We start from the raw sequence: 15473 nt of genomic DNA on the forward strand, positions 1-15473 counted from the left end.
CTACGCGGGCGCGCCGTCCACCACCCAGCGCAGCGCCCTCGGCAGCGCCCGGAACGCGGCGAAGTGCGCGGCGGCCGGTTCGAGCACGGAGTGCGCGCGGGGCATACGGGCGGCAAGCCACGCGGCGTGCGAGGCCGGGGAGAACGGGTCCCGGCGCCCGTGCCACAGCAGTACGGGCGTCCGCACCTCCGCGGGGTCGAAGCCCCACGGACTGCACAGTGCCAGCGCGTCGTCGATCCAGCCGTAGGGGGACCGCCGTACGGCCTCCACGTAGGTGCGCAGCAGCATGGACCTCAGCCCCGTGTCGGAGAGGATGCGCAGGTCGTCGTCGGTCAGTTCGTCCCGCAGCGCCTCGATGAGGTGGGCGGGGTCGGTGCGGATCGCTTCCGAGCGCGGGATGAGGCGCCGGGCGAGACCTTCCGGGTCCCGGACGGCCGTGCGGAAGTCGTCGATGTTCGACTCGGCCATGCCCTCGTACCAGTCGAGTCCTTCCGCATCCACCGGAGCGAGGCTGACGAGGGCGGCCACCCGCGTCACCCTCTCCGGAAGCAGCGCGGCGCAGGCGAGGGCGTGGGGGGCTCCGGCCGACCGGCCGACGACGGCGAACCGGTCGACGCCGAGCCTGTCCGCGACGGCCACCACGTCGCGGATGCCGTCGGAGACGCGCCGGCCGGGCTGGCGGTCCGAACCGCCGTAGCCGGGACGGTCGTACGAGATCAGGCGGGTGCGCCGCTGGTAGAGGACCATGTCGCGCGGCCGGGGCCCCATCCGGCAGCCGGGCATGCCGTGCAGGAGGAAGACCGGTCGCCCGTTCGGATCCCCCGCCCACTCCACCCTGAGCTGGCGCCCGTCCTCAGCCCGCATCCATTCACGCACGCTGCCCTCCCCCGGCTCGGCCCTTCGTGCGTCCACCGTGTCTCTACCCGTGGGGCGACGGCGGCTCACCCCGCCCGGTGCGGGGACCCGGGGGCAGGTCGGCAGGTCCCTCTGCAGCGGGGCGGGGGCGGTGACGCCGCGTCAGTACCCCGGCGAGGGGGAGAGGCGCCGGGCCGCCTGGGCCTTGGCGGACTCCAGCAGCGCCAGCAGGACCTGTTTGCTGGAACCGCGGTGCCGCACGTCGCACATGACGACGGGGGCGGGGGTGCGCAGGTTCATGGCCGTCTGGACCTCCTGCGCCGAGAAGTCCGACTGCCCCCAGAAGCAGTTGACGCCGACGGCGAAGGGGATCTGGCGCTGCTCGAAGAAGTCGACGGAGGCGAAGCTGTCGGTGAGGCGCCGCGGGTCGGCCAGGACCACGGCGCCCAGCGAACCGAGCGCCAGGTCGTCCCACATGAACCAGAAGCGCTCCTGGCCGGGTGTCCCGAACATGTACAGCACATGGTCGAGATCCAGCGTGATGCGGCCGAAGTCCATGGCGACAGTCGTGGTCGACTTCTCCGGGGTGCCGGCGAGGTCGTCGACGCCGAGGCTGGCCTGCGTCATGTACTCGTCGGTCTCCAGCGGCGGGACCTCGCTGACCGAGCTGATCATGGTGGTCTTGCCTACCCCGAAACCACCTGCGACCAGGATTTTCAGCGCTGTCGGCATGGCGACGGAGCCACCCGGCCGCTCAGAGCTTGCGGATACCACGGATTACCCTCTCAAGTAGTTCCACGCTGGGGGCGCTCGTCTCCTCGCCCGGCGTCTTGATGGCGACCAGGGACTTGGCGAGCAAGTCCCCGCAGAGCACCTTCACCACGCTCGCCGGCAGGTCCAGAAGGGCCGCGATCTCCACGATCGCCAGTGGCCGCTCCCGGCATAAATCGAGAATCGCCACCAGCTCCGGCTGCACGCCTTGGACTGCGCTGCTCTTGGCAGAACCAGTAGTGGCCACCTGTGTGATGAGCGGGAAGTCGGCGCCGTTGGGTTGTGTACGTCCGCCGGTGATGGCATAGGGCCGGATCAGGTATCCGGACCCTTCATCGAACCAGGACGTCTTCTTCGAGGCCACAGACCCTTACCGCGGCTGCCCGGCGGCCGGGACTCCCGTGCGAGGTGCGGCGCTGAGGTAGGCGCCGACCTGCTGGACGATCCTGGTCATCTCGTACGCCGCCATCCCGGCGTCGACTCCCGACGAGGCGAGCATGGCGAGCCGTGCTCCCTGGCCCGCGTTGGTGACGAAGAGGAACGCGTTCTCCATCTCGATGACCGTCTGCCGGACCTGGCCGCCCTCGAAACGGTGGGCGGCACCGCGCGAGAGGCTCTGCAGCCCGGAGGCCACCGCCGACAGGTGCTCGGCGTCGTCCCGGCTGAGGTCCTTGGAACGCGCGAGCAGCAGTCCGTCCTGAGACAGCACGATGGCGTGGTGAGTCTCGGGGACCCCGGTCACCAGCTTGTCAAGCAGCCAATTCAGGCGGCCGTCGGTTTGGTTCCGGTCAGTCATCACAGGTCCTTCCACACAGAATCATCGGCGCCCGTCCCATGACCGGGCGTTTCCGCCTGCTGATCATCGTCGGGCTCTGCAGGCTTGGAGGAGCGGGCGCGTTTGCTTCCCGACTGGATGGCGGCCATCGTCGCGCCCGCTCTGTCCGGTGTGGACATGCCGGCGTCGGGGTTCTCCGGCACGGAGAAGCCGTGCGACGACTGGCGCAGAGGCTCGGCGAGGTTCTCACCCCGCACTCTGACGGGCAGCCTTGCGGGGGACGCCAGGGGCTGGTCGCGCGTTTCCTGGGGCGCCCGGTCCTCGGCGGGTCCGGGCGGCTCCGCCTCGCCGGTGAGGCTGTGTGGGGGGTGTGGGCGCGACGCGGCCATAGGGGCGTCCTCCACAGAGGGTTCCGTGTCGGCGGGCCCCGAGAGGAGCCCCGCGCCGTGCGGGCTCCTGCCGGAGCCCGGCGAACTCATCGTCATCGAGCCGAGACTGATGCCCCGGCCGAAGGTGTCGAGCATTCCCGGGCCCGGCACGCTGAGCGTTCCGGGGCTCAGCGGGGAGGTGCCCAGGGTTTCGGGGGAGTCGGCCCCCGGGGTCGACGGCAGCAGGCCGGCGCCCGCGTAGGCGGGGTAGCCGCCGTACTGGTCGAGGTGCGGCTGCGGGCTGGCGTCCTCCGTGCCGGGCTGCTTCTCGGCCGCCGGGCGTGCGCCGTTGCTCTCCGCCGGACGTCCCGGCATGGCGCTGGGCTCGCTCGTCCAGGCGGTCGCGCCGACGGGGAACGGCTCCGGGTCCGCGTACGAGGTGTCGGGCGCGGTGAGTTCCGGCGTCGACGCCGCGGAGGCGATGGCCGGAGCGGCGGGTGCCGACGGCAGCTCTTCCTGCTCGTCCGCCTCCTGACGGGCGTCCGTCACGAGAGTCGACAGCAGGGACTGCGTCTCCTCCAGCAGATCGGAGGGGAGGAGCACGACGGCGAGTGTGCCGCCGTAGGCCGACTTCTGCAGCGTGACTTCGAGGCCGTGGCGGTTCGCCAGCCGGGCAACGACGAACAGGCCGAGACGCGGAGCCTCGCCCAGCGCCATCATGTCGGGCTTCGGCGGGTCGGCGAGCATGCGGTTAAGCTCGTCGTACTGCTCGGTGGGCATGCCCAGGCCGCGGTCGACGACTTCGAGCGCGAGGCCCCTGGCCACCTTCTCTGCGCTGACGCACACACGGGTGTCCGGCGGGGAGAACGACGTGCCGTTCTCGATGAGTTCGGCGAGGAGGTGGCCGACGTCGGCGACGGCCTGGCCGACCAGGGAGACCGGCGGGGCGGGCAGGGCCTCGACCCTGCTGTAGTCCTCGGTCTCGGATATGGCGCTGCGCAGCACGTCGTAGATGGGGACGGCCTTGCTCCACCGCCGCCCGGGGAGGGCGCCGCCGAGGATCAGCAGGTTCTCGGTGTGGCGCCGTACACGCGTCGCCAGGTGGTCGACGGCGAAGATGTCCTTCAGCAGCTTGGAGTCCTCGTGCTCCCGCTCCAGCTTGTCGAGCTTGGGGATCATCCGGTTGATGAGGACCTGCGTGCGGCGTGCGAGGCCCAGGAAGACGGTCTCCGCGCCCTCACGCCCGCGCGCCTGCTGGACCGCCGTCTCGACGACCGTCTGCCACTGCCGCTGGATCTCCTGGGCGAGCCAGGCGATCTCGTCGCTGCCGTACTCGCCCGGCATGGACTGCGGCGCGGGGTCGGACTTCTCGTCCTCGTCGAGCTGCGCGATCAGCTGGGGGAACGTGCTGCCCGCCCATTCGCCGGTCGCGTGCTGCAGGCGGGAGAGACGGCCCGTCAGGGAGCGTGCGAAGCGCACCGCCACCACGGCACCGCCGGCGAGGACGCCGAGGACGAGGACGGTGCCGACCGCCGCGCCCAGCAGGAGCCCGTCCGCCCGGCCGGAGCCGTCGGAGACGACGCCGTTGAGCGAGTCGGAGCCGATGCGCCGCAGCTCCTTGCCGACGACGCCGGCCGACTCCTGCCACTCGTCGGTCTTCTGCGTCAGCGACGAGGGACGCGACGAAGCGGCCTCCTCGGCCTCCACCAGCGTCTTCCACTGCTGGGTGCCGGTCAGCCGCTCGTACGCCCCGGCCGCGTCGCCGGCCAGGTTCCCGGGCTGCAGCGCGGCGCGGGTCTGCCGCTGCACCGCGAGGTACCGGCCGAACTCCGCGCGTTCGGCGGTCTCCGAGGGGTTCTCCGCGAGCGGGTTCGGCGCGACCTTCGGACGCGGGCCGGCGAGCTGCGCCTCCTCGCGGGAGAGCACCTCGGTGAAGTCCGTCAGGGACGCCGTGGCGGCCGCGGAACGCGACAGGCCGCCGTCGTCGGTCCGGGCGGTCGCCGCCAGCAGGCCGGTGGCCTCGGTGACGGTGTCGGAGTAGTAGCTCAGGGCTCCGGGCGCGGAGACCTTGCGGCCGTTGACGGCGCTGCGCTGCTTCGAGAGCTTGCCCAGCGCGTCGTTCAGGTCGTCCGCCTGGTTCCGGACCGCGGGGTCGGCGGAACCGAGGCCCACGCGCGCCTCACGGAAGTCGGCGACGGCCGAGTCGGTGCCGCTGCGCGCGTTGTCGAGCGCGGTCCGCGCGGATTTCGTGGAAGCGGCCTGCCACGCGGCGGTGAGCCGGCGTTCCTCCTGCAGCCGAGCTGCGAGGCTGATCGCCGGCTTGCCCGCGGTAGAGGCGGTCTCCGCGTCACCTCTTAATGTCAGCGCCTCCTGGACGAGGCCGTTCGCCGCGTATCCCCACAATCCCGTGAGAGCGAGCATGGGAATGACGATGGGCAGGGCCACCGAGTAACGCAGAGATCTGCGGTGGAGGGCCCTGGGCACTGAGTGCCGGTCGCGTATGCCTGGCATCTGATTCCTTGTGCGGCAGCGGAACGATGGTGGCGATGGTGGAGGTGCATGGGAGGTGCGGAGAAGCTGAGCACAATGTCCGTGCGGTGTACCGCGGGCGCCGTCCCACGAGCTGAGGGTGCGTCACCAGCGGCCGACCGACCCGGTGCACGGTACCAGGGTCGCATCGAAGCCTGAACGCGAACTGTAGCCGTGAGCAGGCCACTTGCTCCGCGACCTTGCACTATGCGGGCGCGCGCCGGTGAACGGCGGTGATTTCCCGTGCGGTTGCGGCTGCCGGTCCAGGCGGACTTCCCTCTCACGGACCCCTGTTCTATCAGTTTCCGGGGAAAGGCGGGAGGCGGCGATTCCGGTTGTTTGTCCCGGAAATACGTAAGCGGGACGCGACTTCGTGTCCGCGACTTCCCCGGAACGCACCTCGTAGCGTCCGGCCGGGAGGCCGCCCGGAAATCGGGAATTGCTCCCTTACCCGGCAGAATCACCGGCGGACGCTGCGCGCTGACCGGTATCCGGACGCCGGCCCGTCCGCCGGCGCGGTCAGGACCGGCGGGCCCGGCCGCCCCGCGCCGGTGTCACAGCAACGCCAGCAGGCGCGGCGTGTAGAGGTCCGTGACGGATTTGATACCGGCGACGATGTCGAAGTACGTCGTGGTGAGTTCAGGGTCCGCCTGCACCGCGCGCAGCAGCGCGAGGCGCTTCTCGTGCGTCTCCAGACGGGCCGCGGACAGCGTCGCCTCGAAGCCCTCGGTCAGCTGCGCGTCCCGCTCCTGCTCGTAGGAGCGCAACGCGGCGTCCAGCAGGGCGGGTTCGCCGAGCCGGTCCCCGATGTGCCGGGTGAGGCACTCGGCCTGGAAGAACGCGTCGCTGATGCCGCGTGCGGTGATGGAGTCCTTGTGGTGCGCGGCATCGCCGACGAGCGCCCAGCCCGGCCCGGCCGCCTGCCGGAAGAAGTTCTGCTGGTCGCCGGTTCCGCGGAGCCGCTCGACGCGTTCCCTGCCCCGGAGGCGCTCGTACAACGCGGGGGCGCCGTCGCGTACTTGGGCGAGGTAGGCGCCCTGCGCGTCGGCACGGACCTCGTCGAAGCGGTCCTGGGGGAAGTAGGTGAGGACGAGCGTCGCGTCGTCGTTGGTCGGCACGGCCGCCACCCAGCTGCGGGGCCGCTCGTACAGCTCCAGATCGGCGGGCACGCCGGCCCAGTACGCGTAGTACGCGCACGTCAGCCGCGGCTTCCGCGAGGTGTACTCCGCTCCGCAGTGCTCCGCGACCCGGGAGCGCATGCCGTCCGCGCCGATGACGAGGCGCGCGTGCTCGGTGAACCGGCGGCCGCCGTACGTGCCTTCCACGCCGGTGACCCGGCCGGACTCGTCGCGCAGCAGTCCGCTGACGGAGCAGTGCGGCCGGAACTCGACGCCGGACTCCACGGCGCCGTCCACGAGGATCGCGTCGAGGACGTGGCGGCGCGGTGCGTAGCCGCAGCGCTGGCCCTCGACTCCGCGGCTGCAGCCTTCGAGGCGGATGTCGGCGACCTCGTAGACCGCCTGGTCCAGCGGCGGGCAGCCCGACGCGCGCACCCGGTCCAGCAGGCCCCAGCGGGCGAGCGCCGCCACTCCGGGCTGGTGGACGAGGTGCGTGGAGAGGGTGTCGGACGGGAACTCCGCCCGGTCGAGCATCAGCACCCGGTAGCCCGCGCGGGCCAGCAGCATGGCCGTTGGGGAACCGGCACAGCGGGCTCCTACGACGATCGCATCGAACATGTTGTCCTCACAGAGGTCGGCGCGCAGGAACGGGGCGAGGCAGCGGGGGCGGACGGGGACGAGCGGGACGGCGCGAAAGAGAAGGAATATACGAGGTTCCGGGCAGCATGGCCCCATGCCCGCTCAGGCTTGGCCGGGCCCCGTCGGCCGCAAGTCTGTTTCCGGCCGAAGCCTCCGGGGTCGGGGCCGGGCTCCGCGGGGCGTGGCTCAGCGGGCGCCGGCGGTCGTGGCGCCTGCCGCGGGGGAGCCGGCGAGCGCCGCCGCGAGGGCTCTGCGGTCGGTCTTGCCGTGCGCGTTGAGCGGAAGCTCGTCGACGACGGTGATCCTCCGCGGAACCATGTACGCCGGAAGCCGCTCGCCCAGAGCCTTGTACATGCCGTCCGGGTCGACGGCCTCTCCGGTGACGGCGCCCTCCAGGTCGTTCTGCCCGTCGCGGCCCTCCACGGCCAGGACCACGGCGTCGCGGACACCGGGCTGCTCCCTGAGCATGGCCTCGATCTCCCCGAGCTCGATCCGGTAGCCGCGGATCTTCACCTGGTGGTCGACGCGTCCCAGGTGGACGAGCTGCCCGTCCTGCAGGCCGACCCGGTCGCCCGTGCGGTACCAGTGCTCCTCCGTCAGGGCCGTCTCGCCCGTGAAGGGACGGACAGCGCCGTCGGGACCGGTGGAGATGAAGCGTCCCGCGTTGTTGGCGGGGTCGAGGTAACCGGGGAAGCGCTGCGGGCCGCGCACGCACAACTCGCCCTCGGCGGCCGGTCTTCCGTCCTCGTCCAGTACGACGTGCTCCAGCTCGGGATAGCAGGTCCCGATCGGGACGGTGCCGTTGGACGGTTCGGGCCGCCGCCGCGGATCGCGGGGCAGGAGGTACTCCGTGCAGGAGACCGTGACCTCGGTCGGACCGTAGAGGATCTCCAGCTCGCTGTCCGGAGCCGCTGCCTGCCACTCCAGCGCCAGCGCCATGGGCAGCGGTTCGCCGCCGAAGACGCTCCAGCGCAGGGTGGGCATGCTGCCCGGCGCCAGCGTCCCCAGCTTGGAGGCGAAGGAGACCAGCGAGGGCACCGAGAACCAGTGCGTGATGCGCCGCGTGTTGATGAACTTCACCGGGGACATCAGCTGGCTGCGCATCGGGACGACGAGCGTGCCGCCCGAACTCCAGGCGACGAACAGGTCGTACACGGAGCCGTCGAAGGTCAGGTCGAACGCCTGGGAGAGCCTGCTGCCGGGGCCCGCCCCGTAGCGGGGGACCACGTGGGAGAGGTACGCGGCGACGTTGCGGTGCAGGACCGGGACGCCCTTCGGGGTGCCCGTGGATCCCGACGTGAAGATGATGTAGGCGACGTCGTCCGGGGTGGAGGGGCACGGGGGGAGAGCGTCTCCACTGCCGGTCCCGGGCGCGGCCGCGGGTGCCTCCGGCGTCCCCGCATCCGCCGCCCCCGCGAGCTGGTCCGGGTCGACGGTGAGCAGGGGCACGCCCAGCTCGTCCGCCGTGCCCGCCGGCTGGTGCGTGTCGGTGACGACGAGGTCGAGTGCGGCCGCCGCGGCCATCGCGGCGTTGCGGGTGGCCGGGAAGTCCGGGTTGAGGGGCACGACGGTGGCGCCGGTCCGCAGCACGGCGAGGTAGCCGGCGTAGGCGGTCAGCGAGCGGCCGGCCAGCAGGCCGACGCGGCGGGGAGGTTCGCCGCCGCGGGCGTCGACGAGCCGCCGCGCCAACGTCTCGGCGGACGCCCGCAGTTGTGCGTACGTCAGAACGGACGGGCCGACTTCCAGGGCCGGTTCACCGCCGAACCGGACCGCGGACTCCGCGAACCACTCGTACAGGGTCTGCGGACCGCTGCCCGCGGTCCGGTGGTCGCCGCTGCTCATACGGCTTGCGCCTCCAGCCCGTTGAGCCAGTGCCGCAGCTCGCCCACGGTGCGCAGCTCGGCCAGCTCCTCCGCGTCTACGTCGTAGTTGTGGTCGCCCGCCAGTTTGACGGTGATCTGCAGCCGCGCCAGGGAGTCGATGCCGATCTCCGACAGGAGCGAGCTGTCGCTGAACTCGGTCTGCGGGTTGCGCGCGTGCTCGCGGAGCACCGCCGCCGCCAGGTCCGCGCTGTCCTCCGCGGGGCCCTGCTCGCCGGGCCAGTAGCGCTGCGTCTGCCACGGGTACGTCGGCAGCGGCACGAACCGGCAGCCGGAGCCGAAGAGCTGGTCGGAGTCGACGGGACGGCCGGCGAGGTACTGCTCGACGAAGGAGGACAGCTTCCTGGTGCGCTTGTCCTCGACCTGCGCCTCACCGTTCAGGAACCGTTCGAGGGCGGTGACGATCTCGTCGTGCGCGGTGCCCGTCACCGCGATCCGGTGCGCGTGGTGCTGGCGGCGGGTCGCGGCGCTGTAGCAGATGTCGCGCAGCGGGTGGGTGGATCCCTGCCCGTCGGGTCCCAGGTACCGGATGTAGTCGCGGGCGAGTGTGTCCAGCGCGGCGGGGGTCCGGGCCGAGAGCGGGAGCATGTACGCCCTGCTCGTCAGCCGCGGCCGCCGCAGCAGAGGGGTGTTGCCGCCCGCGGTGGTCTCGCCCTGGGCGACCACCAGGTGCGCGTTGAGGCAGGAGCCGCCCTGCCCGGTGATCCCCGCGAGGACGGGCCTGCCGTGGTCGGGCAGGTCCTGCAGCTTGGTGGGGACCTCCAGCGGCAGGTTCTCCCAGGGGACGAGGGGGTTGGGGGAGTCGTGGTGGAGGGTCGGCGGCAGCTGGCCGTGTTCGAGGCACATGACCGTCTTGATCAGGCCGGCCATGCCGCCCGCCGCCTCCGCGTGCCCGACGTTGGTCTTCACCGAACCGACGTAGCAGCGGCGGTCCAGCGGCCTTCCCTCTCCGAGGACCTGGCCGAGCGCGCAGAGCTCGAGCGGGTCGAGGGCCGGCGACCCGGTGCCGTGCGCCTCGACGAAGTCGACGTCCGACGGGGAGACCCCGGCGTCCTCGTAGGCCCATCTGAGCACCTCGATCTGGCCCGCCAGAGAGGGAGTCAGCAGCGATTCGCTGGTACGGCCGTCGTTGCTGACGGCGCTGCCGCGGATGACGGCGCGGATGCGGTCGCCGTCGGCGCGGGCCTCCGTGAGCGGCTTGAGGATGACGACGCCGACGCCGTCGCTCGGTGCGTAGCCGTCGGCGTCCGCGTCCCCGAACTTGCTGCGGCCGTCGGTCGCGAGGGTCCCGGCCTGCGTCATCATCACGGTCTCGTCGGGACGGAGCGCGAGGTTGACCCCGGCGGCGATCGCCAGCGGAGTCTCCTTGGCGCGCAGGCTCTGCACGGCCGCGTGCACCGCGGCGAGCGAGGACGAGCACGCGGTGTCGATCGTGACGCTCGGGCCCCGGAAGTCGTAGACCCAGGAGAGCCGGGCCGGAAGCAGCGAACGGAAGTTGTGGAACGCGGAGGGCGTGACGGACTCCAGGCCCTCCCGGAAGCGCGTCTCGAGGAAGTCGGCGCGGGTGTTGCCCACGTACACGCCCGTCCTGCTGCCGGCGAGCGCGTCGGGCCGCTGCCCGGCGTCCTCCAGCGCCTCCCAGGTCGTCATCAGCAACAGCCGGTGCTGGGGGTCGAGTTCGACGGCCTCGGTGTGTGACATCTCGAAGAACTCGGCGTCGAAGTCGGCCATGTCCTCCAGGTATCCCGCACGGCGGCTGCGCACCGTCCCGGGTTTCCCCTCGGGGGAGTACAGGGCGTCCACGTCGTAGCGGTCGGCGGGCGTCTCACTCGTGACGTCCCGGCCGTCGCTCAGTATGTCCCACAGCTCGTCGGCTCCGGACGCGCCGGGGAACCGGCACGCCATGCCGATCACAGCCACCGACCGTGCCTCGATGTCCGCCTTCGACCTCTTCACCCGTACACCCCTTCAATGCTTCCCTGATGTTCCTGCGCCGGCGCGCTCACCTGCGCCGCTGCTCCCGGCGGGGCGGGGTCCGGAAGGCGGCTGACGCGCCTTCGGAACCGCCGCGCCGGGGAGGGCGTCCCGGGAACGGGCAGGCAGGAACTCGTCACTCTGCGAATGACTCTGACTTCGTGCGGGTCAGCGACACCCGGCCAGGTGTCTTGCCGGGTTCTCCGCCGTACGCTCCCTGCGCTCGGGCGCACGTGTACGGCGGCGTCGTGCACGGCACGGCCATGGGGGGACCGCCCTCTCGGCGCCGGTTCTGCCGGTTCTGCCGGCGTGTCCGTACTCGCCGATGGTGCCGGTGCGGCGGGTGGTTCGTGGGGGTGGGCCGATCCGGCTGATGCGTGGGAGGCGCACCGCTGCCGCAAGCCTCGTAGGAATTCGTGGAGTTCTTAGGAGATAGCTCATAACCGCTTCACTGACAGGGCCCTGCTGCGGAAGCCTGCGGCACGATGCTCCCCGTGGAGTGACGTACGCGGCTCGCCACGCTTCGCTCCCTCCTCACGCCTTGGCTCAAGTCCGGCCCCTCGCACCGCTGGTCGGCGGGAGGGGGTCACACCCCGCCCATGCGTCGGGAGCCGGCATTCTCCGGTCACATCCGCCGCAAGGGCAACCGCGTGTCTCCGATCACACGTCAAACACGCGGCACCCATTGTCATATGCGAGACCGTTCATGCTCGATAGCGCTCGGGGGAATGGCGGGAAGTGATCGTCGGCCGGTTCGGAAGGAGAAAACTGGACAGAATGCCAGGCTGGCCCCTCACCGGCCGTGCCAGCAGCCTCCGTCACTGCTGTACGGTCCGTCAACGGGTCGTCGCTGTAAGAGAGTTGTGACCAGAAGTACCCGTAGTTGCCTCGGGGACAGTACGTACGGTCCCGGGTCTGGTTTCATGTGCACTCATGGAACCCCGGACACCCAACCCCACCCCGGAAGAGGGCGAGCAGCGCCGGCGGCGGCTGCAAATACTCGGCCTCAACACCTCGGACCCCGAAGCGAAGTTCGACCGCGTGGCCCGGCTCGCCGGCCGTTTCGCCCAAGCCCCCCTGGCTATGGTCAACTTCATCAACGACGAGCGCCAGATGTTCCGCGGCATGTACACGCCGCCCAGCGGCGACGACAGCGGCGGCACCGAAGGCATCGCCTTCGACCTGAGCAACCTCCCCGAGGTCGCCCGCGAAGCCCCCATCGACTACGGCTTCTGCCCCCACGTGGTCGCCGACAAGTCGCAGCTCGCCCTGGACGACGTCTTCGACTACCCCCGCTTCAAGGGCAACCCGCTGGTGAACGAGATGGGCGTGCGGTCCTACCTCGGCACCCCGCTCCTGGACCACACCGGCGTGATCCTCGGCACCGTGTGCGTGGCGGACATGCGGCCCCGCCAGTGGAGTTCCGACCACATGGAGAGCATGCAGAGCCTGGCCTCGACCCTGCTCTCCGAGTTCCAGCTGCGCGACAGCCTCCTCGCACAGCAGCAGGAGATGTTCGCCATCTTCGACGGGGCGCCCTTCCCCATCATGCTCACCGAGGGCCCCGACCACGTGCTGCGCTACGCCAACGCCAAGCAGGGCGCGGCCTTCGGCCGGGTCCAGCAGCTCAGCAAGGGCCGGCAGGTCCTTCCGGGGCTCGACTCCGTCGGCGTCTTCAAGACCATGGACCGTGCGCTGAGTTCGGGCCAGACGGCGTCGCTCGGCGAGGCGCGCATCGCGTCCTACGACTACGAGGAGCCGCAGGTCTTCACCTTCACCTGCACCCCCGTCCGGCTGTCTCCGACGGCGCCCGTCAGCGGCGTCCTGACCGTGGCGATGAACATCACCGGGCAGGCCCCGAGCGGCAGCGAGCAGAAGCTCGCGGCGGACCTGACCTCCCAGTTCGAGCGCATCGGCCAGGGCTGGCCCGCGGCCGGCGACGGTGAGAACGGAGCCAGCCTCCGATAGGCCCGAGGGCCGTGACCGGTACGGTTCCCGGACGCCCAGGCGGGCGGGAACCTGGTTTCCACGCGGTTTTCCGCGGACGCTCCGCCGCGCTCCCCTGATGTGGTGTTCGGGGCCGAGCCGGCAGTCGGGTGCGGAGGTACATCCCGCGCCTTCCCGGGCGGTTGATTTCCGGCCGACTGGCGGAGCGCCGCGGAAAACCGTCGGCCGCCGCCGAGAGTGCGGTGGCCCGTTTGCGTTGTCGGCATGCGTGACCTGCATATTCCCTTGATGCCCGCGCCTCTTCGCGGGCCGCTGCGGGCTCTTCCGCCGCCACGGGGCACCGGCCGTACGTGCCTGTGCGCACACCCCATCGCGCAGAGGGCTCGCGCCGTCTCGCACCGAAAGGGCGACGACGTACCGGAGTGCCGGATTCCTTCCCCGTCGATCCTTTGGGGACGGTCCGCTGAAACCCTTATTAGAATGTGTGCTCGAACACAATCAGCCAGATCCCGGGCAAAATCTCGTCTGCATTTCGGGCCATATCCAAGGAATGACCCACAGGCCCGTTAACGAGTCGTTTGCCCTCGCCTCTCCCTTATCGCCGGGAGGACGGGGGTGCCGGCGGCCGGACCGTAAGCCCTTGCCGGGCTCCCGCCGGTGTCCGTTATGGTCGCCGTGTGCGACTTCTGCTGACCTCGGACACCCACCTGCCGAAGCGGGCCAAGCAGATTCCCGGACGGCTGCTGGACGAGATCGAGCGCGCCGACGCCGTCTTCCACGCCGGGGACTGGGTCGACACCGCCACCCTCGACCTGTTCGAGGCGCGCGCCCGGCTGCTCGTCGCCGTCTACGGCAACAACGACGGCCCCGGACTGCGGGAGCGCCTGAGCGAGAGGGCCGACGTGGAACTGGGGGGAGTCCGCTTCTCCGTCGTGCACGAGACCGGTCCCGCGCAGGGCCGCGAGCGCCGCTGCGCGGAACGTTTCTCCGGGCGTGACGTGCTGGTCTTCGGCCACAGCCACATCCCGTGGGACACCACGACGGACGACGGGCGGCTGCGGCTGCTCAACCCCGGCTCGCCCACCGACCGCCGCCGCCAGCCGTACTGCACCTACATGACTGCACGGGCGGAGGGCGGTGCGCTGAGCGGAGTGCGGTTGCATCGGCTGCCTCGTCGGCGTTGAGCGGTCCGGCCGGCCGCGTCAGCTGCGGCCGTGGCCGTGGGACGCGCCCTGCTCGATCGTCCCGCCGAACTTGGCCTGCACGGGGATGAGCTTCTTGTCGGAGTCGGCGAGTACGAGCCAGCGGGAGCCGACCAGGTAGGTGCCGCCGTAGGGCTTGGAGTAGTCGAGCCAGCCGCGCTTGGCCCTGTTGTCCTTGAAGGTGACCATCGTGAAGAGGGTCTTGTCCTTCTTGCAGCTGCCCAGCCGGTAGTCCTCGACCTTCTTGGTGACCTTCACCTTGCACTCCAGGGCGCCGCCGAGCTTCTCCACGCTGGGCGGAGTGCCCTTCGCGCTCACGGACGCCGTGCCGTCGCCCGAATCGCTGCAACCGCCGAGCAGTGCCACGACCGAGGCGGCGGCGAGTACGGGAAGGACGAACCTGCGGTGCCGCCTGGGCGTCTCCGGCCGGGACGGGGCCCCCTCGTGCGGCGGAGCCCCCTCCTCGCGCTGCCGGACGCGAGCGGCCCGGGCCGCTGGCAACTGGTCTCTCATCAGCGCTCCTGTGAAGGCGAAAGCGGTCTCCGACTTTAGGACGGACGCCGGGGGCGGGGCCGTCTTTGTCATCAGAGTGAAAACTTCGTGTGCGCTTCGCGGAGGCCGTCCGGCCGCGGCGTGCCGACGTCCCTGAGCCGGGGGCGCGGCGGAGGGCCGGACTCAGTCCGAAGGCCGCTTCCCCGAGGTGAGATAGGCGATGACCATGTCGCCCAGCATCGTCCGGTAGTGCTCGTGCCGGTCCGGGGCCGTGAGGTCGCGCCCGAAGATCGCGCGGAACGTGTGGCGGTTGGCGACGCGGAAGAAGCAGAACGAGCTGATCATCGCGTGGAGGTCCAGGGCGTCCACGTCGGCCGTGAAGACGCCTTCCGCCCTGCCGGCCTCCAGGATCCGCTCGATGACCGTGATCGCGGGCGAGTTGAGGGAGCCGAGCCTCTCGGAAGCGGCGAGGTGCTCCGCCTGGTGGGTGTTCTCGATGCCGACGAGGCGGATGAAGTCCGGGTGGGCCTCGTGGTGGTCGAAGGTCAGCTCGGCCAGGCGCCGGATCGCGGCCACGGGGTCCGAGTGCTCGACGTCCAGCTGCTGCTCCTTGCGGCGGATGACCGCGTAGGCCTCCTCCAGCACGGCCGTGAACAGGCCCTCCTTGCTGCCGAAGTAGTAGTAGATCATCCGCTTCGTGGTCTGGATGCGCGCGGCGATCTCGTCGACCCTCGCCCCCGCGTAGCCCAGCCTCGCGAACTCCCGGGTCGCGACCTCCAGGATCTCCGCGCGCGTACGTGCGGCGTCCCTGGTGCGCCTCGCCGGGCGGGACGACGTGGAAGGCCGCGGCTGGGAGGGCGACGGGCCGGAGACGGCGGCGGGCATGCTGCTCCTCGGCGGTTCTGTTCGGCGGTGTGCTCCGC

At 71.2% G+C, this 15473-nt stretch carries 12 protein-coding genes; 2 read left to right on the forward strand and 10 right to left on the reverse strand.

The annotated features are described in order from the left end of the window. The 8 genes from IEY56_RS14955 to IEY56_RS14990 form a co-directional block, all read right to left on the reverse strand. Positions 1-864 (reverse strand): alpha/beta fold hydrolase, encoded by an 864-nt coding sequence (locus IEY56_RS14955; RefSeq protein WP_189037832.1) that lies wholly within the window; start codon positions 862-864, stop codon positions 1-3. 153 nt (positions 865-1017) lie between these two features. After that, positions 1018-1629, reverse strand: coding sequence for a GTP-binding protein (locus IEY56_RS14960; RefSeq protein ID WP_373292090.1), 612 nt, complete (start codon positions 1627-1629; stop codon positions 1018-1020). After that, positions 1610-1990 carry a DUF742 domain-containing protein gene (locus IEY56_RS14965; protein WP_189037677.1) on the reverse strand — a complete coding sequence of 127 codons (381 nt, stop codon included), beginning with the start codon at positions 1988-1990 and terminating at the stop codon, positions 1610-1612. Before IEY56_RS14965 ends, IEY56_RS14960 begins: the two co-directional genes overlap by 20 nt. Before the next feature lie 6 nt (positions 1991-1996). Then, positions 1997-2422, reverse strand: a complete 426-nt coding sequence (locus IEY56_RS14970; protein ID WP_045865250.1) for a roadblock/LC7 domain-containing protein — start codon at positions 2420-2422, stop codon at positions 1997-1999. Next, entirely contained in the window at positions 2422-5190 is a 2769-nt protein-coding gene (locus tag IEY56_RS14975) for a sensor histidine kinase (protein WP_189037678.1), read from the reverse strand. The genes IEY56_RS14970 and IEY56_RS14975 overlap by 1 nt, the downstream gene beginning before the upstream one ends. Positions 5191-5852: 662 nt before the next feature. Beyond that, complete coding sequence (locus IEY56_RS14980) at positions 5853-7034, reverse strand: NAD(P)/FAD-dependent oxidoreductase (protein ID WP_189037679.1); 1182 nt, start codon at positions 7032-7034, stop codon at positions 5853-5855. 207 nt (positions 7035-7241) lie between these two features. Continuing rightward, positions 7242-8897: an amino acid adenylation domain-containing protein gene (locus tag IEY56_RS14985; RefSeq protein WP_189037680.1), complete on the reverse strand. Its 1656-nt coding sequence runs from the start codon at positions 8895-8897 to the stop codon at positions 7242-7244. Continuing rightward, positions 8894-10891 carry a type I polyketide synthase gene (locus IEY56_RS14990; RefSeq protein ID WP_229711911.1) on the reverse strand — a complete coding sequence of 666 codons (1998 nt, stop codon included), beginning with the start codon at positions 10889-10891 and terminating at the stop codon, positions 8894-8896. The genes IEY56_RS14985 and IEY56_RS14990 overlap by 4 nt, the downstream gene beginning before the upstream one ends. A 951-nt stretch (positions 10892-11842) precedes the next feature. Here IEY56_RS14990 and IEY56_RS14995 point away from each other — a divergent pair. Beyond that, positions 11843-12877, forward strand: a complete 1035-nt coding sequence (locus tag IEY56_RS14995; protein ID WP_189037681.1) for a GAF domain-containing protein — start codon at positions 11843-11845, stop codon at positions 12875-12877. Positions 12878-13533: 656 nt separating this feature from the next. Then, positions 13534-14040 (forward strand): metallophosphoesterase family protein, encoded by a 507-nt coding sequence (locus IEY56_RS15000; protein WP_189037682.1) that lies wholly within the window; start codon positions 13534-13536, stop codon positions 14038-14040. Positions 14041-14058: 18 nt separating this feature from the next. Here the strand turns inward: IEY56_RS15000 and IEY56_RS15005 are convergent, their stop codons facing one another. Together IEY56_RS15005 and IEY56_RS15010 are read right to left on the reverse strand one after the other, a co-directional pair. Then, complete coding sequence (locus IEY56_RS15005) at positions 14059-14571, reverse strand: hypothetical protein (RefSeq protein ID WP_189037683.1); 513 nt, start codon at positions 14569-14571, stop codon at positions 14059-14061. A gap of 162 nt (positions 14572-14733) precedes the next feature. Next, positions 14734-15435 (reverse strand): TetR/AcrR family transcriptional regulator, encoded by a 702-nt coding sequence (locus IEY56_RS15010; RefSeq protein WP_189037684.1) that lies wholly within the window; start codon positions 15433-15435, stop codon positions 14734-14736. Between the last annotated feature and the right edge of the window lie 38 nt (positions 15436-15473).

It is taken from the genome of Streptomyces daqingensis, assembly GCF_014645895.1.
GTDB lineage: Bacteria > Actinomycetota > Actinomycetes > Streptomycetales > Streptomycetaceae > Streptomyces > Streptomyces daqingensis.